We start from the raw sequence: 24,518 nt of genomic DNA, 5'->3' as shown, positions 1-24,518 counted from the left end.
ACGTCAATCGCAAAAGATAATAACAACCCCTGAAGGCATTCTAGCTCAGAGTCTGTATACTTCTGCTCTTTTTTGAACTGTATTAACTTTAGTTTCCATGAGTTTTCATCCGAAAACTCGTTCTTTTGCATAAGCCTAAATGCATTAGGTGTAAAAACCAAGCTCCCCTTAATTTCGATGGATTCTCTATAGTTGAGCCAGTCAGGGACGCTATCATATATTGCCGTTATATTAGAAACATACCAGTCACCAAAGTTATCGTGCTTGAACTCTTTAAATTTATATAGAAAATTCTTCCCTTTTAAAATAAATTCATTGCCATATCTATCATTAAATACAGTGAAAGGATCTAATGTAATATCTTCTTTGATAATGTCGACGACATCAGTATTTGTTAAATTATGAGCATCATAATTTTGACTTTGATTATCGATTAGATAATTTTTTATAGTGTTCCTGATACCACTAAAGTAATCAGAATCAAAGCCTGCTGTTGTGATATAGAATACCGGCGAGAATGAATTATCAACTTCTGACAAGTCTGTAATGGCTTGCTCTACCAATAATTTTAGTTGAGTCTTATCCACTAATTTAGTATGGCCGGTTGAATGGCCTTCTAGTAGAAGTCTTAACGCCAATGCTTCGTTGCGCAGTAGTTTTTCTTGAAAACTGTCGGACTCAATTCCCAATAATTTTAATATTAAAACACCTAAGTCGCTCCAGTCTTGGTGAGTTGTGCAAATAACATCCTTGTGCTCACCCATAAATATAGGTTTATTAATCTTGTTAAAATCTAAGGATTTTTCAAAACCACTCAGCACAAATCTTTCTGTGTCGTCAATTTCTTCACTTTCTTTATAAATCACACTATTAGTATTGATGTTTCTGTGAATGATATCCTGGCCATGCAATATCTCAATACCCTCTATCAGCCTTAATACATTCTTCCATAAAAGCATTCTACTGGTAGTAGACATTATCTTGTTTTTGCTTAACCAATGACTTCTGCTATTAGAAAATAAGCTTATCCTTTTGGGCTTGGCTTCTATTTCTATTAGCTTGGTATCCAGTGTTTTAGACTCTTCATCAGTTGGATAGATTAGGCAGTAATTACCACTGTTATCGATGAAGCTATCATGAATTACTTCAAGATATTTTTCTGCCTTAGTAACAGATTTTAGCTTATTTAATTGGCGAGTTTCGTTTAACCAAATTTCCTTGGCTAGCTCTTCATTAAGTGAGTTTTTTGCATACCAAAATTTAAGCTTAAAAACTGTGTCATTATCTAAATACTTCCAAACTTCTAGTAAATCAGTCCGTGACTCTTCTTCAATTTTGAATTTATCAGCTATTGAGTCTATAAATGCCATTGTTATAAGTTCCAAGGTGTTTTGTTATAATATTGACCTCATTCTTAACTGAGTATATCAAGCTAATTACTTTTTGAGGTATGATAATTAAATCTTAAAATACACTGATAAAAGCATTTACAGAGTTTTTAGAGTATACGATAATGAAAACGCGAAACTACACCCCTGAAATTAAAGAATGCTCCGTTCGCATGCTGATTGAAGCGGCGGGCGACTATCCTTCCACCTGGTCAGCTATTCAAGCAATAGCACCAAAGATAGGCTTACCCCTGCTGTCAAATCCGTAGACATTAACTTGAAAGATTTTAATCAATAAATGGTCTGAGCAGATTGATGTGACTATCTCTGGCTGGCAAGTACAAAATATGAAGGTTAAATATAGATGGTTAACACTCAATCGGTTAGAGTATTAGTCATCTATCAATACCATTCTACTTTATATTGACAACTGCATAATTCGCGATTGCAATCGGTTTGTTTGAAGCTTCTACTGGTACAATAGCCAAATTTATTCTTACTTTTTCTCAACATAGCTCAGATAGATGGACATTTTCATGAATGCAATTTCAATAGTAGTAAATAGGCTACTAGCTATATATGAAACATAGCATTAGCAGCCTATTTTTTTACTCAAGTCATGTTTTTGATACTGGTATTTAGTAATACAAACTAATTAGTAGTGATTTATCACATATATAATTTCAAATATGTGCTGGCATGCCAGCCTTACTATTATCCAACATTACAACTTGTTAGCACTGGCGTACCCTTCTTGATAATTTTTAATAAATTAGCACCATCAGATTCACCCTCATAACTACTACTATAGTATCCGTCGATTTCTATTGTCATTGGAATGCGATAGCACTTCTTTTTATTAAGCTTTAATCTCTCAATCTGAGGATTGTCTGACTCAAGCGCAAACTGAGTAGGATAGTTTGTTTTAGGCACTTTGGGAATCATCGCTTTTGATTTGCTATCCACAGTAAATTCAGCCGGAAACCCTGCTTCATTAATCAGATTATATTCAAGAATTCCTGATACTACAGTCTTTCCTTTATATGTTGTCATGCCATCATTATTAGTAGTACCGATCTTTAATGGCGTAGCTGGTTTAGTGCTTGCCTTTGCTGCAGGGGCAGCATAAGCTGATACACCAGTAAGTGATAGAGTTGCTGCAATAGCAAGTGATACTATAACGTATTAAAGGTAAAAGGCGGTAACGTCATTATCTACCTCTCCTTTAATCTCACCTTGAGAAATAGCAATGGTCATCTTGCTCCCCGCAGTGTTATTATCAACGTCGTTATTTGCGGCGAATGCAGAAGCCATACTGACACTTAAAAGTAAGATAGCCACCTTGCTATATAATTTCATCATCCGCTTAAAAAACATCATCGACGCTCCTCTTTTGTCTTTTAATAGCCCACTCAATTTCTGGCTATTCTCATTTATTGATTTGTACTTATTGGTCAATAATAAAGTTGGCGCTCAACGCTGTATCGTTTTTTATTCGCGCCATATTTTCTATCAAATCTACGCCACCATTTAACCAAATTGAAAAGCGGATAACTGCGTTTTTAGCACTTGCTGGGAGTAAACCTTACGTCCTTTATCGCTCCCTGCTGCACCCACCGTCACCATCAGCGGTAGCAAATGCTCTTGTTGCCCTAATAGATGTGAATCCAATGCATGAGGCGCATCTACCCAATTAGTAAGCGCTGTAAAGCGCTCATCTGCATCGGCTGCAACGGTAGTCGTCAGCCACTCATCAAAACGCTCTGACGGTGCGGTAAAGCTTGCATCGCCATAGCCGCTCATATTGTGAAAACTCATGCCACTACCAATGATTAGCACCCCTTCTTGGCGTAAAGAAGCCAGTATTTCACCTACAGTCAAATGTGCTTTTGGATCCAAATCATTACGTAGTGATAACTGTACTACTGGGATATCAGCGTCAGGGAACATCAATTTCAACGGGATAAACATGCCATGATCAAAGCCTCTGGAACAGTCCTGCTTATTCGCTAGATCTGCATCGGTAAGCAACTTGCCTATGCGCTCAGCTAATACAGGCGCACCAGCTACGGGGTATGTCAGCTGATAAGTATGTTCAGGAAAGCCATAATAATCATAAATCAAGTCAGGTTTTGGGTCAGATGTCACCCTAAACTCAGGCGTCTGCCAATGCGCGCTAATGATCAAGATAGCCTTTGGCAGCTCAGGTAATTGAACAGCAATGCCTGTTAAAAAGTGAGCCATCCCATCCCACATATCCGCAGGTTGCCAATCCATAAAAAAGCAAGGTCCTGCACCGTGAGGAATAAAGAATACGGGCTGCTTAACTGCGGTTGATTGATTACTCATAAAATGCTACTCCATTGCTCTTTATCACCACAACGAATAAAGTGACAACAAGTGTAAATATTAAAAAAAGCGCTAGGCATCAGCTAATCTAGCTTTTGCTCTATCAATAGCAATTAAACTCAACCCATTTTTTCTGATAATGCCTTATCTATACTAAGATAACCGCCACCTTGTACGGCTAGGGAAAGCAAAGCGACCATCAAAACTAAGGCATATTCGTAACCACCATCAGCGGCAAATAGCCCATTACTGATATGGACAGAGAAAATAGCAATTAACATAGTAAATGCAGCAATGAGGGCGGCAGGTCGCGTGAGTAATCCTAATACTAAGGCAAGACCACCGAAGAACTCAGCACCGCCTGCCAATATAGCCATTAACAAGCCAGGCTCCATACCCATACTGCTCAGCCATTGCGCGGTGCCTGTTAGCCCATTGCCACCGAACCAACTAAATAACTTTTGCGCACCATGTGCGGCCAAAATTAAACCCACTGGCACACGCAAGATTAGTGCAGCCGCGCCAGCGTTAGAGTGTAAAGTCTTACTGAATAGTGACGTTTTCATTTATAATTTTTCCATTGTATTTATTATTAAGAATTATCTAATCTCTTAGAATGACACTACTTTACTATCAACGCGATAAAAGAGTAAGATAGATAATGTTGAATGATTAACAACATAGCATTGATAGTGCATTCAACATTGTGATCAATAAAGGATACAAATGGATAGAATCGAATCAATGCGCACCTTTGTCGCGGTAGTGAATGAAGGCAGCTTTAGTAAGGCAGCAATCACTTTGCAGCTCTCACCGCAATTGGTGAGTAAATATATCTCTAAGTTGGAGGAGCAGCTACATACTCGCCTGCTCAATCGCACCACTCGCAAAGTGAGCATGACTGAGGCTGGCAGCCAATATTTTATCCATGCGCAGCAGATTTTGTTGAGTATTGATAACATGGAGGCGCAATTGGGCGGATTGCAGCAATTACCTAAGGGTACATTGCGAATTAGTGCGCCTGTCTCATTCGCCTTAAAGCATATGGCAAAATTGATTACTGACTTTCAGGTACGCTATCCTTCAGTCACTGTTGATCTACAGTTGAGTGACCGAAAAGTCGATATCGTTGACGAAGGCTTTGATATTGCCTTACGAATTGGACAGCTCGATAGCTCATCGCTTATTGCTAAGAAAATCGCGCCTATCCGCGTGATTTTATGTGCAGCGCCTAAGTATCTAAAAGTTCATGGTACGCCTAAACGACTTGAAGATTTAGAATCGCATTGCTATTTGCACTATAGCTATATGAATCTAGAGACTAAGGGGCAAATTTTTAAATATATAAAAGCGAAACAGCTCAAAGAAGGCAGTATTTTTCATAGTAATAACGGCGACGTCTTGGTGGAAGCAGCCATTGAAGGCGCAGGACTAGTATTGCAACCGACTTTTATTGCTAGCAAAGCGCTAAACGCTGGCAAGCTTGTTATCGTTTTACCTGAATATGAATCCAACCCTTTAGGATTATACGCGGTCTATGCTCATAGAAAACTATTACCTCACAAGATCAGGTGCTTTATTGACTTTATGACAGACTATTATGGCTCCCCGCCGTACTGGGATAAGCAGGTAACTGGCGAATAATTAACCGCTTGAATAGCTAAGCGCTGTATGATTAACGGTTTTTAAGTTTGCGGCTCTTAGAGTGTAAATATTTAAAAAGACTCAGTACTTTAAAATATTTCATTCATAGCACTCATGATGAGTCAATTTGCCTTTTTTACTAAACTCGTTATTGGATAAGGCAACAACGCACTTTGTTTTGTCTTATGCTCTGAGGAACTGACTTGCGCGGTTGTCATCTTAATTTTTTGTTGCTGAACTTGAGAGGCGTTCGATTCTACTTGGTCATCAGCAGAATCAACAATAACTGAGCTGGGTTCAAATGCTTCTGACATCATAGGTAATATAGCAAACGTAGAGGTTACTGGTGCCGTTGCTACAGCCAAGCCTAAATATAGTAACCGTACTTTAGTATTAATAGAATCAAAATAGTTTCTCATGATAAGCCTCCTTTACCGCTATTATTAACACAAACTTTATCTCAACTGACCACGATACATTCGTCATACTTTAACTCTAAAAAACGTCAAGAGCGTACCCTATCATTGCCGCATGTTTATCGTCCTGAGCACTTTGAATGTAAGGTCTGCTGCGGCATGACAATATTATCCTGCACAAAAATAACTATGGCACTGACTATTTTTATTTGATTCGAAAATAAAAATAGTCAGACAATTTTTTTGTTTATTGTTGCTGATTAAGACCACGACGCCCTTTATCTTGTCTTTGAGATTTTGCAGCTTCGAGCTGTGCGCGCTGATCATTAGTCAAAACCGCCATTACAGATTCTCTTTTTTGCATGCGATCGCTGCTAATATTTCTTCTGATAGCGTCAATTTGCGTTTGTTGGGCGCTGCTGAGATTTAGCTGAGATAGCGAATTTTGTTTTCCTCCTTTATGCCCACCGCGGCGATCTTTACCTTTTCGCTCTGATTTCATGTTGTCAAGCTGTGCGCGTTGATCGGCCGTCAAAACCTGCTGTATCGCTTCGCGAGTTTGCAAACGCTCATTACGACTATTTTTTTTGATTGCCTGTATTTGGGTCTGCTGCGTAGCACTTTGACCCCTGCCGTCAAATCCGTACAGTTAAACTTGGGAGATTTTAGTTATGCAGCTTGACGATAATAGTCAAACTATACCTGCCTTGGCGTTTTATAACCTAGACCCTTCTGAATCCTAGTCTGATTATAATCCAGCTCAATATATTTGATGATAAGGTTGAAACAGTCGTTAAGGAACGATTTGTCCAGTATTCCAAGAGATAAAGTAGCATCGAACACCAATGAAAAAATTCGCAGCTAATGAATTAAATAAACAACCATCAAAAACTAAGTCTAAGCCAAGAATATTAAGAGCTCGACGTACAGACAACACTCAAGACCTCAATATTAAAAAAAGATTCTACAAACCAATATCTTGATTACTTAGAAAAGGTAAAACGGAAATAATCTTTTAACAATTCAAAAAGTCTTAGTCGCTAGTTCAATAGCTTAATCATTATGAGTATCTGAATAAGCTGAGAGATGTAGTTTTAAAATTAATATCGATAGTGGAGAATGATTCAATGCTAGAGTAGACCAAATGTTAATTTAAACTATAACTTATTAGGTTTCACACACCCCGATACTATGGTGTCCAAAATATCAATAACATCTCCATATGCCATGGATTTATTTTAATCTAATGAGTCGAAAAACCCCTACATGCTATTATTTGCATAGTGTAGAAGCCTGAGGTATGAAATTTACTTTTCTCAGGTGATGTTGTTAATATTGGGGTTTGACATGGTAGAGGCTTAAATGTTTTCACGTTTATAGTCAAAGCCTTCCGCATCGTAAATTTGATAAGTGACGTCCAGCAATGTTTTTAAAAGATCTGACTTGTCAAAGTGTCTGATACTCATCACAATCGGTGACGTTAACAGTCCATCTTCAAATGGGATATAAATTACTTCTTGACTACGCAAATGCTCAAGCGTTTTTGGCACGATAGTCAAACCTTCCCCTGCTGCCACCAATCCTAACGCAATATGCAACTCACGCACTTCTGTAAAATAGTTAGCCTTCAAATTACGCGCTTCAAATAACTCTAAGACATAATCGATAAAGCTGGGACGCGGTGCGGTTGGATATAACAATAAATTTTCGTTGGTTAAATCCATTAGCCTCACACTGGTGCGTCCTTCTTTTGCTAAAGGATGGTTTATAGGAACAGCCACAACCAAACTCTCCTCTCTAAGCACCATCCGCCTAATAGAGGCGTCTTCGAACAACAATCTACCAAATCCAACGTCTATTTTTCCGTCTACCAAACCTTGAGTTTGCTGCCAAGAATTTAGCTCATACAGCTTAATCTCTATATTTGGATACACTTCACGAAAACGCGCAATCACTTTTGGCAGTATGCCATATAGGATCGATGAGACAAAACCGATAGACAATGAGTGATCAAAACTGCCTTTACGAATGGTCATGGCTCGCAGATCGTCAGATTTTTTTAGTATCTGAATGGCATGATCATAAAAAAACTCCCCTGCCTCAGTGAGTTTGAGCGGGCGATTTTCCCTATCAATTAACGTGACACCTATCTCTTCCTCTAGCTGTTTGATTTGTCTACTGAGTGGCGGCTGTGAGATATACAAGCGCGCAGCTGCCTTATTAAAGCTCTTTTCTTCTGCGACTGCCACAAAGTAGCGTAAGTGCCTCAGTTCCATCTTTTATCTTCCTTGATTGGGCATTGCATTGGTTTTTTCAGTCATTTTTTCACGGGTTATGCTAGTTGCTATGACATCTGCGTAAGCTCGTTCTGGCATCCATCTCTATACCTAAAGAACATAACACGGTGCAGGTTGTATATCAAAATACCTAAAAGGTATCAATAATAGACTAAATAGGTCTTAGACATGTTGTTACCTAGCATTTATAGTTCTTATTAAGCATAAGGACGCACCACTTATCAACTAGGGACTGTTATGATTCGTTCAATTAATACCTTACTGGTACCAATACCTACTATTCGAGCGCATAAGCTTGCTTGCACCGTGATGAACGAACAAGTACTCGTGCTCGTACATATCCAAACAGAAGATGGTTATGAAGGCTGGGGCGAAGCGACGACGATTGGCGGCCTAAGCTATGCCGAAGAAAGTCCTCATAGCATCAAGACCAATATCGACACCTACTTTACCCCGCTATTACTAAAAGAGCAGCCCGCCAGCGCAGCAAAAGCAATGCAACTGTTAAACGATCACATCAACGGTAACCGTTTTGCAAAGTGTGCGATTGAAACAGCGTTACTTGATATCGAAGGCAAACGTCTGAACTTGCCAGTTAGCGAGCTGGTCGGTGGCCGTGTACGTGATCGTATCGAAGTGGCGTGGACGCTGGCCAGCGGCAATACGGCTACCGATATCAGTGAAGCCAAACGTATGATTGCACAAAAACGCCATCGCATTTTTAAATTAAAAATTGGTAGTAATCCTATTCTTGATGACGTCGCTCATGTATTGGCGATCAAACAGGCTTTACCAGATTGCCGCATTACGGTTGATGTCAATCAAGCATGGACAGAACTTGAGGCCATGCAAGGCATTAGCCTATTACAGACAGGCGGCGTTGATTTAATAGAACAACCCATCTCAATGCGTAATAAATCCGCGCTAAAACGTTTAACTGAGCATTTTGATGTGCCTATAATGGCGGACGAGATTGTCCAAGATCCTCAGAATGCCTTTCATTTAGCAGCAGATCATTGTGCTGATGTCTTTGCGGTAAAAATCAACCAAGCAGGTGGCTTAAAAGCCGCTTGTTTGATTGGACAAATGGCACATTTAGCAGGTGTCGAGCTGTATGGCGGTACGATGTTAGAAGGCCCTATTGGCACAGCGGCATCGGCCCATGTGTTCTCAACGTATCCGAGTTTGAGATTCGACACAGAGCTGTTCGGCCCGCTCTTATTGACCGAAGATATTTTAGTGCAGCCACTTGATTACCAAAATTTCGGACTAAACGTTCCTACTGGTCCGGGGCTTGGCATCGAAGTAGACAGCGATAAAGTTTATCGCTATGCCAAACAAGCAGTCGCTAAATAATAAAAGTTGTCATTTGCTACGAATGTTCAAAATGAAGCGCGGTAGCAACCAGTCAAATTTCTTCTCATGAAATGTAAGGAAACAGTTATGTTATATCACGTCAGAATGGATGTTTTAATCCCAACGGATATGGATGCCGATAAGGTCAATGAGCTTAAAGCAACCGAAAAAGCCCTCTCACAGAAACTTCAAGAACAAGGTAAATGGCGTCACATTTGGCGTTTGGCTGGCGAGTACTCGAACTTTAGTATCTTCGATGTTGAGAGCAATGAAGAGCTACACAACATCATGATGTCACTACCCCTTTACCCGTACATGAAAGTTGAGGTGACCCCATTGTTACGTCATCCATCGTCTATCCGTGATGACGATAGCTAAGCGGATAGATAACGCTATTAATAGGCTCAATGCAAGCCGCTAATAACCACCTATCCATAGCGTTTTCAGCAATAAACATCACTCGTTTCTTATAACTAAACATCATTGGTCTGTATGTGACCAAACGTATTTTATTACCCAAAATTTAATAAAACAGTCAGACAAACAAAATTTGAGTAAGAATACTCAATAACTTGACCTTTTAAACAGTCCTCAACAAGGAGAGAGACATGGAACGCAGCCAAATTGAAGCATTAGCCACGCAATTCATCAAAGGCAAAATTGACTTCCCTGAACAAGTCAATCCACGCGTACAAGCGATTGTATTACGTATCGTCACCGACCTCATGCAAACCATCAATGACCTAAAAATCACAGCCGATGAATACTGGACTGGCGTTGAATTCATTGGTGATTTGGGCAAAGAAGCCGGTCTATTATCGCCAGGTCTTGGTTTTGATCACTTCATGGATTTGATGATCGAAGAAGATTTAAAAGCAGCAGGACTGGACGGCGGCACTATACGTACTATCGAAGGGCCACTCTATGTTGCTGGAGCACCAGAAGAAAAAGGCTTTGCGCGCCTAGACGATGGTACGGATGTTGACAATGGTACGGTGCTATTTATGCAAGGGACTGTTTATGGTAACGATGGTAAACCACTGCCAAACGCCAAAGTTGAAGTATGGCATGCCAATAGCTTAGGCAACTATTCTTTCTTTGATGAATCACAGTCTGATTTTAACCTACGTCGCAGCATCATCACTGACGAAAACGGCCATTATGCCTTCCGCAGTATTGTACCGCTTGGTTATTCGGTGCCACCAGACGGCATGACGCAAAAAGTACTGGGCCCGCTAGGCCGTCATGGTCATCGTCCCGCCCATATTCATTTTTTCGCCAGTGCAGAGGGACATCGCAAATTGACCACGCAAATTAACATCGATGGCGATGAGTACTTATGGGATGACTTTGCTTTTGCCAGTCGTGAAGGTTTGGTGCCAGAAGTGACGATGGTTGAAGACGCTGAGCAGCTAACAGAAAAAGCCCTTGATAAACCTTATGCCAGTATTGATTTTGATTTCCATCTTGTCAAAGACATCGATACACCCGTCCAAGGCAGCGAAGTCGAACGCCGACGCGCCCAAGGTTAATGAGCTTTTAATAGCAACCATTTGATACTGAATACAAATAGTGAGTAAACCATAGCATTTTGCGTTTGATACGTCCCAAGCTGTCGTATCAAGCGTTACGCTCTTTACTCTCTACCCTGATTTAACACCGTTATTATACAAGGAAGGCCACCATGAGCGAGCGTATCAACCTAGTACCTGAAGGATCAGACATCACTATTGATGATTTTTTAGAAGAAAGTAAAGAACAAGGGATTTATCGTCTGCATCGTAGTGCCTTTACCAATGAAGAACTATTTGATCTTGAGATAAAATATATCTTTGAGAGCAATTGGGTCTATCTGGCTCATGAAACTCAAGTGCCTGATAACAATGATTACTACACCTCATACATTGGTCGTCAGCCAGTCATCCTTGCCCGCAATAAAGAGGGTGAGCTGCACTGTATGATCAACTCTTGCTCACACCGCGGCGCTCAGTTATGCCGTCATAAAAAAGGCAACAAAGCCACTTATACCTGCCCATTCCACGGTTGGACATTTAACAACTCGGGCAAACTGCTCAAGGTTAAAGACCCTCGCGGTGCCGGTTATCCTGAGATATTCAACAAAGACGGTTCACACGACCTCAAGCAAGTCAAACTTGCCAACTATAAAGGGTTTCTATTTGCCAGCCTAAATGATGATGTCGAACCTATCGAAGACTGGCTTGGTGGCTCTACCAAAATCCTTGACATGATTGTCAATCAATCACCAGAAGGTTTAGAAGTCCTACGTGGTACGTCAACTTATACCTTTGATGGTAACTGGAAACTGCAAGCGGAAAATGGTGCCGACGGCTATCACGTCTCAGCGGTGCATTGGAACTACGCGGCGACGACTGCCCGCCGCAAAGAGCAAGAAGCGGTAAAAGCGGACAACATCAAAGCCATGAATGCGGGTAAATGGGGTCGTCAAGGCGGTGGTTTTTATTCCTTTGAAAATGGCCATATGCTGCTATGGACTCAGTGGGAAAACCCACAAGACCGTCCAAACTATGCCTATCGTGACGACTATATCGCCAAATACGGCGAAGCCATGGCAGATTGGATGATTGGGCGCTCGCGCAACTTATGCCTCTATCCAAACGTCTACATCATGGATCAGTTCAGCTCACAAATTCGCATGCTCCGTCCACTAGCTGTCGATAAAACCGAAGTTACCATTTGGTGTATCGCCCCCAAAGGCGAAAGCGATGAAGCACGGACGCGCCGTATTCGTCAGTACGAAGATTTCTTTAACGTCACTGGCATGGCAACGCCTGATGATCTAGAAGAATTCCGCTCGTGCCAAGAAGGCTATAACGGCATCAAGCTTGAATGGAATGATATGTGCCGAGGCTCTGAACATTGGATAGAAGGTGCTGATGAAGGCGCCGCTGCCATCGATCTCAAACCTTTAATGAGTGGCGTTAAGACTGAAGATGAAGGCTTATATACCGTCCAGCATCGCTACTGGCATAAAGAGATGAAAAAAGCCCTAGAGCAAGAAAAACAGCTACATGGCGAAGGGTAATACGACAGCCAGTAACTTGCTTGTTATGGCAGGACTCATAAACATATAAGGATATCAATCATGAAAAATACCACCGTTAGTATCGAAGAGATTCGGCAGTTTTTGTACCGTGAAGCGCGTTTATTGGACGAGAAAAAATGGGAAGAATGGCTGACTTATTATGACGAAGATTGCCCTTTTTGGATGCCGAGCTGGGATGACGATGGTGAGCTGATTAGCGATCCGCAAAGAGAAATCTCACTGATTTATTACCCTGATCGTCGTGGTCTTGAAGATCGTATTTTCCGTATCGAAACGGAGCGTTCTTCAGCGACCATCCCTGATACTCGTACCACCCATAATTTATCTAACATTGAATTGCTTGAAGACAATGGCGGTATCGTGACGGTGCGCTTTAATTGGATCAACAAATCCTATCGCTATCATGAGACCAATACTTATTGGGGATACTCTCAGTACAAGATAGACATGACGCAAGAGCAACCAAAGATTTTGGACAAATATGTGGTCTTAAAAGACGACTATGTGCATCAAATCATGGATGTCTATCACGTTTAATCATTACTCACTTATTCTTCAGTCACTATTTAGTCGCTGCGTTTCACTTAATACGTGTTGAAAAGGGATATTTCTCATGGAATACAATATTGCTCTACAGTTCGAAGACGGCGTCACAGGTTTTATCAAATGTGAAGCAGATGAAACGGTCGCCGAAGCCGCTTATCGTCAAAAATTCAATATCCCAGTGGATTGTTTGGATGGCGCGTGCGGTACCTGCCGCTGCCATTGTGAATCAGGTAGCTACGAGATGCACCCTGATATGTATATCGAAGATGCACTCACAGAAGCGGAGGCCAGCGAAGGCTACGTATTGACTTGTCAAATGATCCCAGAAAGCGACTGCGTCATCAAGGTGCCAAGCTCCTCTGAAGCTTGCAAAGTAGGCAAATCGACTTTTAAAGGCAAGCTTCAACAGCTCAATGTCTTGTCTGAATCGACCATTCATTTTGGCGTTGATATCGAAAATCCAGATGCCTTGGTCTTTTTACCGGGTCAATACGTCAATATTACCATCCCTGATTCTAATGAGACTCGCTCCTACTCATTCAGCTCTGTGCCTAGTGCGAAGCAAGCTGAGTTTGTCGTCCGTAATATCCCTAACGGCAAAATGAGTACCTTCTTGTCTAATATCGCGCAGATTGGTCAAGAGATAAACTTTGAAGGGCCTTTTGGCAGCTTTTATTTGCGTCCACTGGTGCGCCCGACTTTATTTTTGGCAGGAGGTACTGGCATTGCGCCTTTCTTATCGATGCTAAAAAGCTTAGAAGCTGCTGGCGTCCATCACCCTGTCAATATGGTCTATGGCGTCACCAATGACACAGATTTGGTAGAAATCGCCAAACTTGAAGAGGTGAAACAAAACCACGCTTGGTTTGATTATCGTACCTGTGTGGCAAGTGAGGACAGTAACCATGAGCGTAAAGGTTACGTCACAAGCCACGTTGAAGACGATTGGTTAAATGGAGGTGACGTTGATGTTTATCTCTGCGGTCCTTTAGCCATGGTCGATGCGGTCAGTAACTGGCTAGATGCAAGCCAGCTAGAACCCAGCAATTTTTATTATGAGAAATTCACCCCCAGTGAAAAATAAAATGGCTGAAGCCATAGAGCGACAAGTAAAGTTTTTAGGAGACAGCAATGAGTAAGCACTTTGAAAATAAAGTATGTATCGTCACTGGTGCCGCCCAAGGTATCGGGCGCGGAGTCGCCTTACGTCTAGCAAGCGAGGGCGCAAAAATAGTCATGGCAGACTTCTCACCGTTGGTAGAAGAGGTACTAGCTGAAATCACGGCGAACGGCGGTGATGCCACGACGATCCAAGCGGATCTTGAAACTTATCAAGGCGCACAAGCAGCTATCGATAAGGCAATTGCTACTTATGGTCGTATCGATGTGCTCGTGAATAACGTTGGCGGTGCGATATGGATGAAGCCTTTTACTAGCTTCTCTGAAGAAGATATCCAAAAAGAAATCAGTCGTTCTTTATTTCCAACACTCTGGTGTTGCCGTGCGGTATTACCAATAATGGTTGAACAGCAATCAGGCACCATTGTTAATGTCTCCTCTGTCGCCACACGTGGTATCAACCGTATTCCTTATTCAACCGCAAAAGGTGGTGTGAATGCTATGACAGCATCACTCGCTTTTGAATATGCAAGTGATGGCATTCGTATAAATGCAGTCGCAACTGGTGGTACTGAAGCACCACCTAGAAAAATCCCACGTAATGCCAAGCCTTTAACGGATAATGAAAAGGTATGGATGAATGCGGTTGTTGATCAAACCATCGATCGTACCTTTATGAAACGCTACGGCACGATCGATGAGCAAGTCAATGCCATTGTGTTTTTAGCGTCAGAGGAATCCTCCTATATTACTGGCAGTACGATCCCTGTGGGTGGTGGTGATGCAGGCTAACAATGGCCAGTAAGATCAATGTCCAGTAAGATCGTAGCTTGACTAACGTCACTTCTACTCTCTGATTACCGCTGATTTGCAAGGAAGCAATATGGCCACTGTCATCCAAACATTAAGAGAAGATTGGTCACTCTCCGCATCGGTGGCAGGATTTTTGGCGGTGCTCATCTCGTATGCGGGCCCCTTAATTATCTTTTTTCAGGCCGCACAAGCCGCGCAGGTCTCAGATTCGATGATGGCTTCTTGGATTTGGGGTATCTCAATTGGTGCTGCCGTATCTGGCATTTACCTCTCTATTAAATACAAGACCCCTATCATCACCGCTTGGTCAGCGCCCGGTACCGCACTATTGGTAACCGTATTTCCTGAAATGAGCATTAATGAGGCGATATCCGCTTATATCATCTCAGCAGTGGTCATATTTTTTGTGGGTGCAACCGGTTCTTTTGACAAGATTTTAAGATGGATACCGAATGGCATTGCAGCGGGTATGATGGCCGGTATTTTGTTTCAGTTTGGCTTAGAGTTATTTGTCGCAACCAACACCATGCCATTTATCGTTTTTAGCATGCTTGGTTGTTACTTGCTCGCCAAGCGTTTTTCACCGCGCTATACCATGATTTGGGTACTGTTATGCGGGGTTATTTTAAGCGTTCTGCTCGGCAGGATGAACCCTGTTGATATGAATTTGGCGATTACCATCCCCACCGTTATCTGGCCTGAATGGACTTGGAACGCCACATTTAACCTGGCCATTCCCCTTATTTTGGTCAGCTTAACGGGACAATTTTTACCGGGTATGGCCATCTTAAACCTCAGTGGCTACGACACACCGGCCAAACCTATAGTGAGTGTCGCAAGCCTTGCGTCATTAATCGTCGCTTGTGTCGGTGGCATCACTATTGTACTGGCGGCGATTACCGCCGCGCTGTGCACAGGCAAAGATGCGCACGAGCTTAAAGAAAAACGTTATATCGCAGGCGTTGCCAACGGTATTTTTTATTTATTAGGCGGCTTGTTTGCTGGCAGCATTGTCAGGATGTTTAGCCTTTTGCCAAAAGAGTTGGTCGCAGCGTTGGCTGGACTTGCTCTTATTGGTGCTATTTCTGCCAACATCACGATTGCCATGAAAGATGATGGCCAAAGAGATGCTGCCTTAATCACCTTTTTAGCGACAGCTTCTGGCATGAGCTTTTTGGGGCTAAGCTCGGTATTTTGGGGCATTGTTATCGGTATGGTGGCACATTACATTTTGACAAAAAAACGTTTACTGCCACTTTCTTCTTAATAAAAAGCGCTACTTATTAATAATACGAGTCAGCGATATCTAATACTACTTTCTCATAGGATATAAATATGATTAACAAAGCGGATAAAAGTCTCACCGATGTACTCAGTCAAATCAAAGATGGCGCTACGATTATGATTGGCGGCTTCGGTACTGCAGGGCAACCTGCAGAACTTATCGATGGTCTCATTAAGTTAGGTATCAGAGACTTAGTCATTATTAATAATAATGCGGGAAATGGTGATTATGGTTTGGCCAAACTACTTGAGACAGGTGCCGTACGCAAAATTATCTGTTCATTCCCGCGTCAATCAGATTCTTGGGTATTTGATGAGCTTTATCATGCTGGCAAGATTGAGCTTGAGCTGGTGCCTCAAGGGAATTTGGCTTGTCGTATCCAAGCAGCTGGTATGGGACTCGGTGCAGTATATACGCCAACAGGCTTTGGCACCTTACTCGCAGAAGGTAAAGAGACTCGTAATATCGGTGGCAAAGACTACGTCTTAGAATATCCAATCAAAGCTGACTTTGCTTTAATTAAAGCCTCTAAAGGCGATCGATGGGGCAATTTGGTCTACCGCAAGTCTGCACGTAACTTTGGCCCAATCATGGCAATGGCAGCTGACGTGACTATCGCTCAAGTGTCTGAAACGGTTGATCTTGGTGAGCTTGATCCTGAGCACGTTATTACACCGGGTATCTTTGTGAAGCATGTGGTGCAAATCCAGCCAGCTAGTACTGAATCTGCTAGCACTGCAACTACAGCCACTGCTTAATACTGCCAACTATAAGGAGCGTCATCATGAGCCATACTTCCTACACTGTTTTGACCCGCGATCAAATCGCTGAGCGTGCTGCCCAAGATATTCCAGATGGTGCCTATGTCAATTTAGGCATTGGGTTACCTACCAAAATTGCAAAGTATTTACCTGCTGATAAAGACGTGTTTTTACATTCAGAAAATGGCCTATTGGCTTTTGGTCCGCCACCTACTAAAGGTGAACAGGATCCTGAGCTGATTAATGCTGGAAAAGAATACGTCACCATGCTCGATGGTGGTAGCTTTTTTCACCATGGCGACTCCTTTGCGATGATGCGTGGTGGTCACATTGACATCTGTGTACTAGGTGCATTTCAAGTTGCTGAAAACGGCGATTTGGCCAACTGGAGTACGGGTGCGCCAGATGCGATACCTGCTGTTGGCGGTGCCATGGACTTAGCTGTTGGTGCTAAAAAAGTCTTTGTGATGACCAACCATGTCACTAAAGACGGCGACCCTAAGATTGTCAGTGAGCTTACTTACCCTGTAACCGGAAAAAACTGTGTGGATCGTATTTATACTGACCTCTGCATCATCGACGTGACTGATAAGGGTCTGGTCGTCACAGAGATGATTGATAACCTAAGCTTTGAAGACTTACAAGCCTTGACGGGTGCCACACTCATTGACGCGACCAAATAAAAATACCTCATAATCAATACTTAGGATAATCGCCATGACTGATTCAACTACTGGTTTAAACAACGCTTATATCATTGATGCCATTCGCACCCCTTTTGGTCGCTACGGCGGCGCTCTAGCACCCGTACGTGCAGACGACTTAGGTGCTATCCCTATCAAGGCGCTAATGGAACGTAATGCTAATGTCGATTGGGTACAAGTAGATGACGTTATCTACGGCTGTGCCAATCAGAGCGGTGAAGACAATCGCAACGTCGGACGCATGTCGTCACTGTTAGCTGGCCTACCTTATCAAGTGCCAGCCACCACGGTGAATCGCCTATGCGGCTCATCTATGGATGCCTTAGCCATTGCGGCGCGTGCGATTAAAACAGGTGAAGCTAACCTTATTATTGCAGGTGGCGTTGAGAGCATGAGCCGCGCACCATTTGTGATGGGCAAATCGGAAAAGCCATTTGATCGTACTAATAAACTCGAAGATACCACCATGGGTTGGAGATTTATCAATCCAAAACTTGATGAGTTATATGGCACAGAAACCATGCCACAAACGGCCGAAAATGTCGCAGAGCAGTTCAATATCAATCGTGCTGACCAAGATGCATTTGCGTTACGTAGCCAACAACGTACTGCTGCAGCCCAAGAGTCAGGTTTTTTCAAAGATGAGATTGCTCCTGTCGTTATCCCGCAGCGCAAAGGTGAACTCGTCATTGTCGATACCGACGAGCACCCTCGTGCTGATACTACGCTTGAAACGCTAACCAAACTACGCGCCATTGTTAAAGAAAATGGCACAGTAACCGCTGGCAATGCGTCAGGTATCAATGATGGCGCAGCAGCTTTTTTAGTCGCGTCGGAGCAAGCCGTTAAAGAATTTAACTTAAAGCCGCGTGCGCGTATTGTGGCCTCAACCACGGTAGGTGTTGAACCACGTATTATGGGCTTTGCGCCAGCACCGGCGATGAAAAAGCTACTGGCGCAAACGGGGCTCTCTCTCGATAAGATGGATGTCATTGAATTAAACGAGGCCTTTGCCGCACAAGCTTTAGCTTGCACGCGTGACTTGGAATTATCTGATGATAGCGAACGTGTTAATCCTAATGGCGGTGCGATTGCGCTTGGTCACCCGCTTGGTGCCTCAGGAGCACGTTTGATTTTAACAGCACTCAATCAACTTGAGAAAACTGGTAAGCGTTATGCCATCTGCTCGATGTGCATCGGCGTAGGACAAGGCATTGCCATGATTATTGAGCGGGTTAATTACCAAGCGTAATACTTATTTCTACATACGCCTTTAACATTTCAATCCTAAATAAGGATACTCAGCATGCCCATATTTGACAACCAAGAAATTGCCCTAAACTACGCCACTTTTGGTGATAACAGCAATCCTGCTTTGATATTTTCCAACTCTTTAGGCACCAGCTATCATATGTGGCAGCCACAAATCGATGTCTTGCAAAATGATTATTTTATTGTCTGCTATGACACCCGTGGTCATGGTAATTCTTCCGCCCCAATAGGTCCTTATAATTTGGATCAGCTTGGGCAAGACGTCATTAATTTGCTTGATTACTTGAATATTAATAAAGCATTTTTTTGTGGCATTTCTATGGGCGGTATGACTGGTCAATGGCTAGCCATCAATCACCCTGACCGCTTTCATCACTTGATGCTATGCAATACTGCCGCGAAAATTGGTAATGAGGCGGCATGGGTAGATCGCGCGCAATTGGTACGTGAGCAAGGTCTAGATCCTATCGCCGCTACAGCTGCCTCGCGTTGGTTCACAGCAAGTTTTATTGATAATCATCCTGATGTAGTTAAAGCATTATCTGGCGCTCTCGCAGCTGGCAGTAGCGAGGGTTATGCCAGCTGCTGCGAGGCATTATCTAACGCTGATACTCGTGAGCAGCTAAAAGATATCCGCGTACCAGTCACAGTGCTTGCAGGTTCTAAAGATCCAGTGACGACGGTTGCCGATGGTCAATATATAGTCGGACATATTCCTAATGCTAAGCTTGCTACTATCGACGCGTCACACATATCAAATATTGAGCAGCCTGAAACATTCAATCAGCTACTCCGGCAATATTTAATCCATTAATCACGTCAAATCTATGGCGTATCTAAACGCGACTATGAAAAAAATACCAACAAGGAAGTTACCTCAAATAAGGAAGGGATATGAAAAGATCATTACGCGCATTAGTTATCAGTATTGCTGCCTGTAGCGCATTTAGCGCTCATGCCGATATTAATATCGATAAAGAAGTCAAAAGCGTTGAAAAGAAGGTGATTGAATGGCGTCGGGATATTCACCAGCATCCTGAATTAAGTAATCGGGAAACCCGTACCGCTGCTATTGTTGCCAAGCATCTAAAATCACTCGGTATGCAGGTTGAAACTGACATCGCCCATACTGGCGTTGTTGGATTCTTAAAAGGCGCTAAACCCGGACCGACGGTCATGCTACGGGCAGACATGGATGCCCTACCAGTCACTGAGAAAACGGATGTCCCATTCAAATCAACGATTGTGACTAAGTACATGGGAGAGGATGTGGGCGTCATGCATGCCTGCGGACACGATACTCATGTTGCCATGCTTATGGGGACGGCTGAAGTACTGGCCGCCGTACAAAAAGAACTGCACGGCAATATCATGTTCGTATTCCAACCAGCAGAAGAAGGCGCGCCTAAAGGAGAAGAAGGTGGTGCCAACCTGATGTTAAAGCAAGGTATCTTCAAAAAGTATAAACCAGATGTTGCTTTTGGATTGCATATTATGTCGAATCTAAATACTGGACAGATTGGTTATCGAAGCGGCCCTATCATGGCTAGTGGCGACACATTTGACATCACAGTGAAAGGCAAACAGACTCATGGTTCAGCGCCTTGGAATGGAGTTGATCCCATCGCTGCCGCGTCACAGATTGTAACCGGGGTCAATCATATCGTCAGCCGTCAAATTGACATCACTAAAGAGCCTGCTATTATCTCATTTGGTAAAATAAGCGGCGGGATACGTGACAATATTATTCCAGACAGTGTCAATATGATTGGCACAATTCGTAATTTCGATATGGACAATCGCGCTAAAATCTTTGACAACATAAAAACAACGGCCTCCCACATAGCCATGGCATCCGGTGCAGAAGCAGACGTCAAAATCACCCAAGGCTATCCTGTCACCATCAATGATCCAGCACTTACCGCGCAGATGCTGCCCACGCTCAAAAATGTAGCAGGTGCTGACAATGTCCTTGACGTACCAAAACTAACAGCCTCTGAAGATTTCGCGTTTTATTCTCAAGAAGTACCAAGTTTGTTTATTTTCTTAGGCGGTACACCCGTAGGACAAGACGCCAGTAAGGCACCCTACAACCACTCGCCCTATTTTTATGCAGACGAATCATCTTTTAAAATCGGTACTAAAGCGCTGAGCCAATTAGCTATAGATTATTTGGCCATGAATCAATAGTGCATAAAACATAGACGTCTCAATGACGCTAAACCATTATTTTTAGCTTTGCTATACAGATAAGGAAAAAACATGAGTATCAGTCAGACCATCGAAAAAGTCGAAGCACGTTATGCCCATCAACCTGAATTCGTTCAAGCGGTCAAAGAAGTTGCCATTACGATTGCACCACTCTACGACGCTCATCCTGAATACAATACGTTGAAAGTATTCGAACGCCTCGTTGAGCCTGACCGCATTATGGCCTTTCGTATTAACTGGGAAAATGACAAAGGTGAAGTTCAGGTTAACCGAGGTTGGCGCGTTCAGTTCAGTAATGCTTTAGGTCCTTACAAAGGTGGCGTTAGGTTTCATCCAACTGTCAATCAATCTGTTTTGAAGTTCTTAGGTTTTGAACAAATATTCAAAAACGCTTTAACTGGATTGCCAATGGGCGGCGGTAAAGGCGGCTCGGATTTTGATCCTAAAGGCAAAACAGACAGTGAAATCCGCCGTTTTTGTTACGCTTTTATGCGTGAGCTACATCACTACGTCAATAAAGACATCGATGTGCCTGCTGGCGACATTGGTGTCGGTGGGCGTGAAGTCAGTTATATGTTTGCCATGTATAAGAATCTCACACACGAATATGGCGGGGTTTTGACTGGGAAAGGCGTTGGTTTTGGCGGAAGTTTGATGCGTACGGAAGCAACAGGTTATGGCGCCGTGTATTTCTTAGAGAACATGCTTGCTGCGCAAAACGACGATATCATAGGTAAAACAGTACTGATTTCAGGTGCTGGTAACGTCTCATTACATGCTGCAGAAAAAGTCCATATGCTGGGCGGTGTCGTCGTCACCGTGTCAGACTCACAAGGCACTTTGTACGATGCAGCAGGTCTAAACCAAGAAAAAATCGACTGGCTAAAAGCCCAAAAAGCAAAAAGTAAGCCCCTGGCTGAATATGTCGATGTCTACGGCGGTGAATGGTTTGCAAAGCAAAAGCCGTGGCAATTCAAAGGCGATATCGCGATGCCATCAGCGACGCAAAACGAAGTCACTGAAGCAGATGCCAAGCTCATGGTTGACAATGGTATTACCTATGTCGTCGAAGGTGCCAACATGCCTCTGACCGCCGAAGCGATTGATTACATCCATTTACACCGCGTACATTATGCTCCAGGTAAAGCGGCCAATGCAGGCGGTGTGGCAGTATCGGCACTTGAAATGTCACAAAACTCAGTGCGTCAATACAAAACCTTTGAGCAGATAGATTTGCGCCTCAAAAATATCATGAAAAATATCCATGACAGTGCAGCAGCTGCCTCCGAACAGTACGGTCAAACTGATAATGGCTATATCAATTATATGGCCGGTGCTAATATCGTTGGATTTAAACGCGTTGCTGACGCATTGGTTGCTTATGGTATTTTGAACTAATTCTAGTTAAGAGTGTTTAATTCATCGTAATGACAATCTAAGGCGCTCATATATTAAAAAGATATATGAGCGCCTTTTTTATCACTATTTTTAACCCTATTATCTAAAAATAGTAAGTGGAGGATTTTTTAAAAAACAGAAATGACAGAAAACACCACGCTTATGAGTAACCAATATAGCCAATCTAGAATAAAAATAGCACATCCGTTAATTATGTTCTACTGGCATAAATTTTCTTCGCTGGCTGTTCGCAAGCGTAACAGATGCTTCATAAAATTCACACCAGCAGAACCGTAATTTTTTTTAAAGTGGATCAACTGTACTTTACTTCAACGCTAATCCCCTATTTTGGACAGAATAATATATCTTCTATACCACCAAAACGATATCCATACCTTTTAGGTATAAATTTATACTTAGAGGGTTTTTGACTTGACCCTTAGAAAACCCTAACTTAATGAGTACTTATAAGGATATTATTCATGGAGAAAGTCGAATGGAATCACCCACTTTAAACATCAATAAAGTTATTGATAACGCCAAATTTGCACCCTTTCATTGGAAAGTACTGTTTTGGTGTTTGTTAATCATTATCTTTGATGGCTACGATCTCATTATTTATGGTGTGGCATTACCGCTACTGATGGAAGAATGGTCACTGACCGCTGTACAAGCAGGTTTCCTTGCCAGCGCCGCCCTATTTGGCATGATGTTTGGTGCCATGTTTTTTGGTACGTTGTCTGACAAAATTGGTCGTAAGAAAACCATCATGATTTGCGTTGGCTTATTCAGCGGCTTTACTTTCTTAGGTGCCTTTGCTAGCGGTCCAATGCAATTTGCTGGTTTGCGCTTTATTGCTGGTTTAGGTATTGGTGGTGTGATGCCAATTTGTGTGGCTCTAACTTCCGAATACGCGCCAAAACGTATTCGCAGTACGTTAGTGGCTGTTATGTTCAGTGGCTATGCTATCGGCGGCATGGCGTCTGCTTTATTAGGGTCGTTTTTGGTGGTGGATTTTGGGTGGGAGATTATGTTTTATATTGCAGGAATCCCACTACTGCTATTGCCGATCATTTGGAAAATGCTGCCTGAATCTTTGATGTATCTTGTAAAAGAAAAGCGAGATACAGAAGCCAAAGCTATCGTGCAAAAATTGGCGCCACAAGAAACCATTACTACCTCTACCACTTTATTATTAGACGAGCCAACCAAAGGTGATGGTGCGCCTATTAAAGCGTTATTTCTAAAAAATCGAGGCTTTACCACCATCATGTTTTGGGTAGCCTTTTTCATGTGCTTGTTGATGGTATATGCTCTCGCCAGCTGGTTACCAAAGCTTATGATTCAAGCAGGTTACTCGCTAGGCGCTAGTATGCTGTTCTTATTTGCGCTCAATATTGGTGGTATGGTCGGCGCTATTGGTGGTGGTGTCCTGGCTGATAGATTCCATCTAAAGCCGGTATTAACTATTATGTTTGTCGCCGGTGCAGCCGCGTTAATATTACTTGGCTATAATAGTCCTCAAGCAGTGCTATATACCCTAATCGCGATTGCAGGCGCTACGACTATTGGCTCACAGATACTGCTCTATACTTTTGTGGCTCAGTATTATCCGACTGCTGTACGTACGACAGCTATGGGCTGGGCATCAGGTATCGGCCGCATTGGTGCTATCGTAGGTCCTATCTTGACTGGGGCACTACTTACACTTGAGCTAAGTCACCAGATGAACTTTTTGTTTATCGCCATACCAGGAATAATTGCAGCCATTGCTATTTTCTTTGTAAACTTGAATGCAGCAGTGGACAGTAAAACAACTCAAGAAAAACCTGTTGATTTAGACACATCTATAGCGACCTAGATCTGATTTGGAC

24 protein-coding genes are annotated in these 24,518 nt (G+C 42.6%); 16 read left to right on the top strand and 8 right to left on the bottom strand.

Annotation, left to right across the window (positions count from 1 at the left end; genetic code table 11):
- The 5 genes from M917_RS09605 to M917_RS09585 form a co-directional block, all read right to left on the bottom strand.
- Positions 1-1,370 (bottom strand): hypothetical protein (locus tag M917_RS09605; protein ID WP_040642507.1); only part of this gene is annotated, 1,370 nt, incomplete at its 3' end.
- Positions 1,371-2,102: 732 nt separating this feature from the next.
- Positions 2,103-2,441 carry a hypothetical protein gene (locus M917_RS09600; protein ID WP_021814627.1) on the bottom strand — a complete coding sequence of 113 codons (339 nt, stop codon included), beginning with the start codon at positions 2,439-2,441 and terminating at the stop codon, positions 2,103-2,105.
- Between the two features lie 132 nt (positions 2,442-2,573).
- Positions 2,574-2,702 carry a hypothetical protein gene (locus M917_RS14535; RefSeq protein WP_264629460.1) on the bottom strand — a complete coding sequence of 43 codons (129 nt, stop codon included), beginning with the start codon at positions 2,700-2,702 and terminating at the stop codon, positions 2,574-2,576.
- A 216-nt stretch (positions 2,703-2,918) separates the two neighbouring features.
- Positions 2,919-3,737 carry a DODA-type extradiol aromatic ring-opening family dioxygenase gene (locus tag M917_RS09590; protein WP_021814624.1) on the bottom strand — a complete coding sequence of 273 codons (819 nt, stop codon included), beginning with the start codon at positions 3,735-3,737 and terminating at the stop codon, positions 2,919-2,921.
- A 119-nt stretch (positions 3,738-3,856) separates the two neighbouring features.
- Complete coding sequence (locus M917_RS09585; protein WP_021814623.1) at positions 3,857-4,303, bottom strand: DoxX family protein; 447 nt, start codon at positions 4,301-4,303, stop codon at positions 3,857-3,859.
- 160 nt (positions 4,304-4,463) lie between these two features.
- Here M917_RS09585 and M917_RS09580 point away from each other — a divergent pair, with 160 nt between their 5' ends.
- Positions 4,464-5,381 carry a LysR family transcriptional regulator gene (locus M917_RS09580; RefSeq protein ID WP_021814622.1) on the top strand — a complete coding sequence of 306 codons (918 nt, stop codon included), beginning with the start codon at positions 4,464-4,466 and terminating at the stop codon, positions 5,379-5,381.
- Positions 5,382-5,503: 122 nt separating this feature from the next.
- On the opposite strand, the gene M917_RS09575 is transcribed toward M917_RS09580, so the two are convergent.
- The 3 genes from M917_RS09575 to M917_RS09565 all read right to left on the bottom strand — a co-directional run bounded on the left by M917_RS09575 (position 5,504) and on the right by M917_RS09565 (position 8,073).
- Complete coding sequence (locus M917_RS09575; RefSeq protein ID WP_021814621.1) at positions 5,504-5,800, bottom strand: hypothetical protein; 297 nt, start codon at positions 5,798-5,800, stop codon at positions 5,504-5,506.
- A 244-nt stretch (positions 5,801-6,044) separates the two neighbouring features.
- The gene (locus tag M917_RS09570; protein WP_021814620.1) at positions 6,045-6,362 is read right to left on the bottom strand and encodes a hypothetical protein; all 318 of its coding nucleotides are present in this window, start codon (positions 6,360-6,362) and stop codon (positions 6,045-6,047) included.
- A gap of 793 nt (positions 6,363-7,155) precedes the next feature.
- Positions 7,156-8,073: a LysR family transcriptional regulator gene (locus M917_RS09565; protein ID WP_021814619.1), complete on the bottom strand. Its 918-nt coding sequence runs from the start codon at positions 8,071-8,073 to the stop codon at positions 7,156-7,158.
- Positions 8,074-8,331: 258 nt separating this feature from the next.
- Between M917_RS09565 and M917_RS09560 the strand changes: the two genes are divergently transcribed.
- The 15 genes from M917_RS09560 (at position 8,332) to M917_RS09490 (ending at position 24,505) form a co-directional block, all read left to right on the top strand.
- Positions 8,332-9,450 (top strand): muconate/chloromuconate family cycloisomerase, encoded by a 1,119-nt coding sequence (locus tag M917_RS09560; RefSeq protein WP_021814618.1) that lies wholly within the window; start codon positions 8,332-8,334, stop codon positions 9,448-9,450.
- Positions 9,451-9,537: 87 nt separating this feature from the next.
- Positions 9,538-9,828 carry a muconolactone Delta-isomerase gene (gene catC, locus M917_RS09555; protein WP_021814617.1) on the top strand — a complete coding sequence of 97 codons (291 nt, stop codon included), beginning with the start codon at positions 9,538-9,540 and terminating at the stop codon, positions 9,826-9,828.
- Positions 9,829-10,058: 230 nt separating this feature from the next.
- On the top strand, positions 10,059-10,982 hold the full coding sequence (gene catA / locus M917_RS09550; protein WP_021814615.1) for a catechol 1,2-dioxygenase: 924 nt from the start codon (positions 10,059-10,061) through the stop codon (positions 10,980-10,982).
- A gap of 152 nt (positions 10,983-11,134) precedes the next feature.
- Complete coding sequence (benA, locus tag M917_RS09545; protein WP_021814614.1) at positions 11,135-12,514, top strand: benzoate 1,2-dioxygenase large subunit; 1,380 nt, start codon at positions 11,135-11,137, stop codon at positions 12,512-12,514.
- 60 nt (positions 12,515-12,574) lie between these two features.
- Positions 12,575-13,072: a benzoate 1,2-dioxygenase small subunit gene (gene benB / locus M917_RS09540; protein WP_021814613.1), complete on the top strand. Its 498-nt coding sequence runs from the start codon at positions 12,575-12,577 to the stop codon at positions 13,070-13,072.
- 76 nt (positions 13,073-13,148) lie between these two features.
- On the top strand, positions 13,149-14,165 hold the full coding sequence (gene benC, locus M917_RS09535) for a benzoate 1,2-dioxygenase electron transfer component BenC (RefSeq protein ID WP_021814612.1): 1,017 nt from the start codon (positions 13,149-13,151) through the stop codon (positions 14,163-14,165).
- 47 nt (positions 14,166-14,212) lie between these two features.
- A complete protein-coding gene (gene benD, locus M917_RS09530; protein WP_021814611.1) occupies positions 14,213-14,992 on the top strand; it encodes a benzoate diol dehydrogenase BenD in 780 nt (259 codons plus the stop codon).
- A gap of 91 nt (positions 14,993-15,083) precedes the next feature.
- Positions 15,084-16,280, top strand: coding sequence for a benzoate/H(+) symporter BenE (gene benE, locus M917_RS09525; protein WP_021814610.1), 1,197 nt, complete (start codon positions 15,084-15,086; stop codon positions 16,278-16,280).
- A 68-nt stretch (positions 16,281-16,348) separates the two neighbouring features.
- Positions 16,349-17,056 (top strand): 3-oxoacid CoA-transferase subunit A, encoded by a 708-nt coding sequence (locus tag M917_RS09520; protein WP_021814609.1) that lies wholly within the window; start codon positions 16,349-16,351, stop codon positions 17,054-17,056.
- Positions 17,057-17,082: 26 nt separating this feature from the next.
- Positions 17,083-17,742, top strand: a complete 660-nt coding sequence (locus M917_RS09515; RefSeq protein ID WP_021814608.1) for a 3-oxoacid CoA-transferase subunit B — start codon at positions 17,083-17,085, stop codon at positions 17,740-17,742.
- Positions 17,743-17,776: 34 nt separating this feature from the next.
- On the top strand, positions 17,777-19,015 hold the full coding sequence (pcaF, locus tag M917_RS09510) for a 3-oxoadipyl-CoA thiolase (RefSeq protein WP_021814607.1): 1,239 nt from the start codon (positions 17,777-17,779) through the stop codon (positions 19,013-19,015).
- A 54-nt stretch (positions 19,016-19,069) separates the two neighbouring features.
- Positions 19,070-19,849: a 3-oxoadipate enol-lactonase gene (gene pcaD, locus M917_RS09505; RefSeq protein WP_021814606.1), complete on the top strand. Its 780-nt coding sequence runs from the start codon at positions 19,070-19,072 to the stop codon at positions 19,847-19,849.
- 80 nt (positions 19,850-19,929) lie between these two features.
- Complete coding sequence (locus M917_RS09500) at positions 19,930-21,225, top strand: M20 family metallopeptidase (RefSeq protein WP_021814605.1); 1,296 nt, start codon at positions 19,930-19,932, stop codon at positions 21,223-21,225.
- Between the two features lie 72 nt (positions 21,226-21,297).
- Positions 21,298-22,644: an NADP-specific glutamate dehydrogenase gene (gene gdhA / locus M917_RS09495; protein WP_021814604.1), complete on the top strand. Its 1,347-nt coding sequence runs from the start codon at positions 21,298-21,300 to the stop codon at positions 22,642-22,644.
- 496 nt (positions 22,645-23,140) lie between these two features.
- The gene (locus tag M917_RS09490) at positions 23,141-24,505 is read left to right on the top strand and encodes an MFS transporter (protein ID WP_021814603.1); all 1,365 of its coding nucleotides are present in this window, start codon (positions 23,141-23,143) and stop codon (positions 24,503-24,505) included.
- The last annotated feature ends 13 nt before the right edge of the window (positions 24,506-24,518 follow it).

Source organism: Psychrobacter aquaticus CMS 56, from assembly GCF_000471625.1.
GTDB classification, from domain to species: Bacteria; Pseudomonadota; Gammaproteobacteria; order Pseudomonadales; family Moraxellaceae; genus Psychrobacter; species Psychrobacter aquaticus.
Note: the sequence above shows the minus strand (reverse complement) of the source record. Positions and strands in the feature narration are given on the sequence as shown.

Excerpts from the sequence above, each read along its gene's own strand:
- M917_RS09520 (WP_021814609.1), top strand. The coding sequence starts at position 16,349 with ATGATTAACAAAGCGGATAAAAGTCTCACCGATGTACTCAGTCAAATC.
- M917_RS09560 (WP_021814618.1), top strand. The coding sequence starts at position 8,332 with ATGATTCGTTCAATTAATACCTTACTGGTACCAATACCTACTATTCGA.
- gdhA (WP_021814604.1), top strand. The coding sequence starts at position 21,298 with ATGAGTATCAGTCAGACCATCGAAAAAGTCGAAGCACGTTATGCCCAT.
- benD (WP_021814611.1), top strand. The coding sequence starts at position 14,213 with ATGAGTAAGCACTTTGAAAATAAAGTATGTATCGTCACTGGTGCCGCC.
- benE (WP_021814610.1), top strand. The coding sequence starts at position 15,084 with ATGGCCACTGTCATCCAAACATTAAGAGAAGATTGGTCACTCTCCGCA.
- M917_RS09590 (WP_021814624.1), bottom strand. The coding sequence starts at position 3,737 with ATGAGTAATCAATCAACCGCAGTTAAGCAGCCCGTATTCTTTATTCCT.
- M917_RS09575 (WP_021814621.1), bottom strand. The coding sequence starts at position 5,800 with ATGAGAAACTATTTTGATTCTATTAATACTAAAGTACGGTTACTATAT.
- M917_RS09585 (WP_021814623.1), bottom strand. The coding sequence starts at position 4,303 with ATGAAAACGTCACTATTCAGTAAGACTTTACACTCTAACGCTGGCGCG.
- benB (WP_021814613.1), top strand. The coding sequence starts at position 12,575 with ATGAAAAATACCACCGTTAGTATCGAAGAGATTCGGCAGTTTTTGTAC.
- M917_RS09565 (WP_021814619.1), bottom strand. The coding sequence starts at position 8,073 with ATGGAACTGAGGCACTTACGCTACTTTGTGGCAGTCGCAGAAGAAAAG.
- benC (WP_021814612.1), top strand. The coding sequence starts at position 13,149 with ATGGAATACAATATTGCTCTACAGTTCGAAGACGGCGTCACAGGTTTT.
- catA (WP_021814615.1), top strand. The coding sequence starts at position 10,059 with ATGGAACGCAGCCAAATTGAAGCATTAGCCACGCAATTCATCAAAGGC.
- M917_RS09580 (WP_021814622.1), top strand. The coding sequence starts at position 4,464 with ATGGATAGAATCGAATCAATGCGCACCTTTGTCGCGGTAGTGAATGAA.
- benA (WP_021814614.1), top strand. The coding sequence starts at position 11,135 with ATGAGCGAGCGTATCAACCTAGTACCTGAAGGATCAGACATCACTATT.
- M917_RS14535 (WP_264629460.1), bottom strand. The coding sequence starts at position 2,702 with ATGGCTTCTGCATTCGCCGCAAATAACGACGTTGATAATAACACTGCG.
- M917_RS09515 (WP_021814608.1), top strand. The coding sequence starts at position 17,083 with ATGAGCCATACTTCCTACACTGTTTTGACCCGCGATCAAATCGCTGAG.
- pcaF (WP_021814607.1), top strand. The coding sequence starts at position 17,777 with ATGACTGATTCAACTACTGGTTTAAACAACGCTTATATCATTGATGCC.
- M917_RS09490 (WP_021814603.1), top strand. The coding sequence starts at position 23,141 with ATGGAATCACCCACTTTAAACATCAATAAAGTTATTGATAACGCCAAA.
- M917_RS09600 (WP_021814627.1), bottom strand. The coding sequence starts at position 2,441 with ATGACAACATATAAAGGAAAGACTGTAGTATCAGGAATTCTTGAATAT.
- pcaD (WP_021814606.1), top strand. The coding sequence starts at position 19,070 with ATGCCCATATTTGACAACCAAGAAATTGCCCTAAACTACGCCACTTTT.
- catC (WP_021814617.1), top strand. The coding sequence starts at position 9,538 with ATGTTATATCACGTCAGAATGGATGTTTTAATCCCAACGGATATGGAT.
- M917_RS09500 (WP_021814605.1), top strand. The coding sequence starts at position 19,930 with ATGAAAAGATCATTACGCGCATTAGTTATCAGTATTGCTGCCTGTAGC.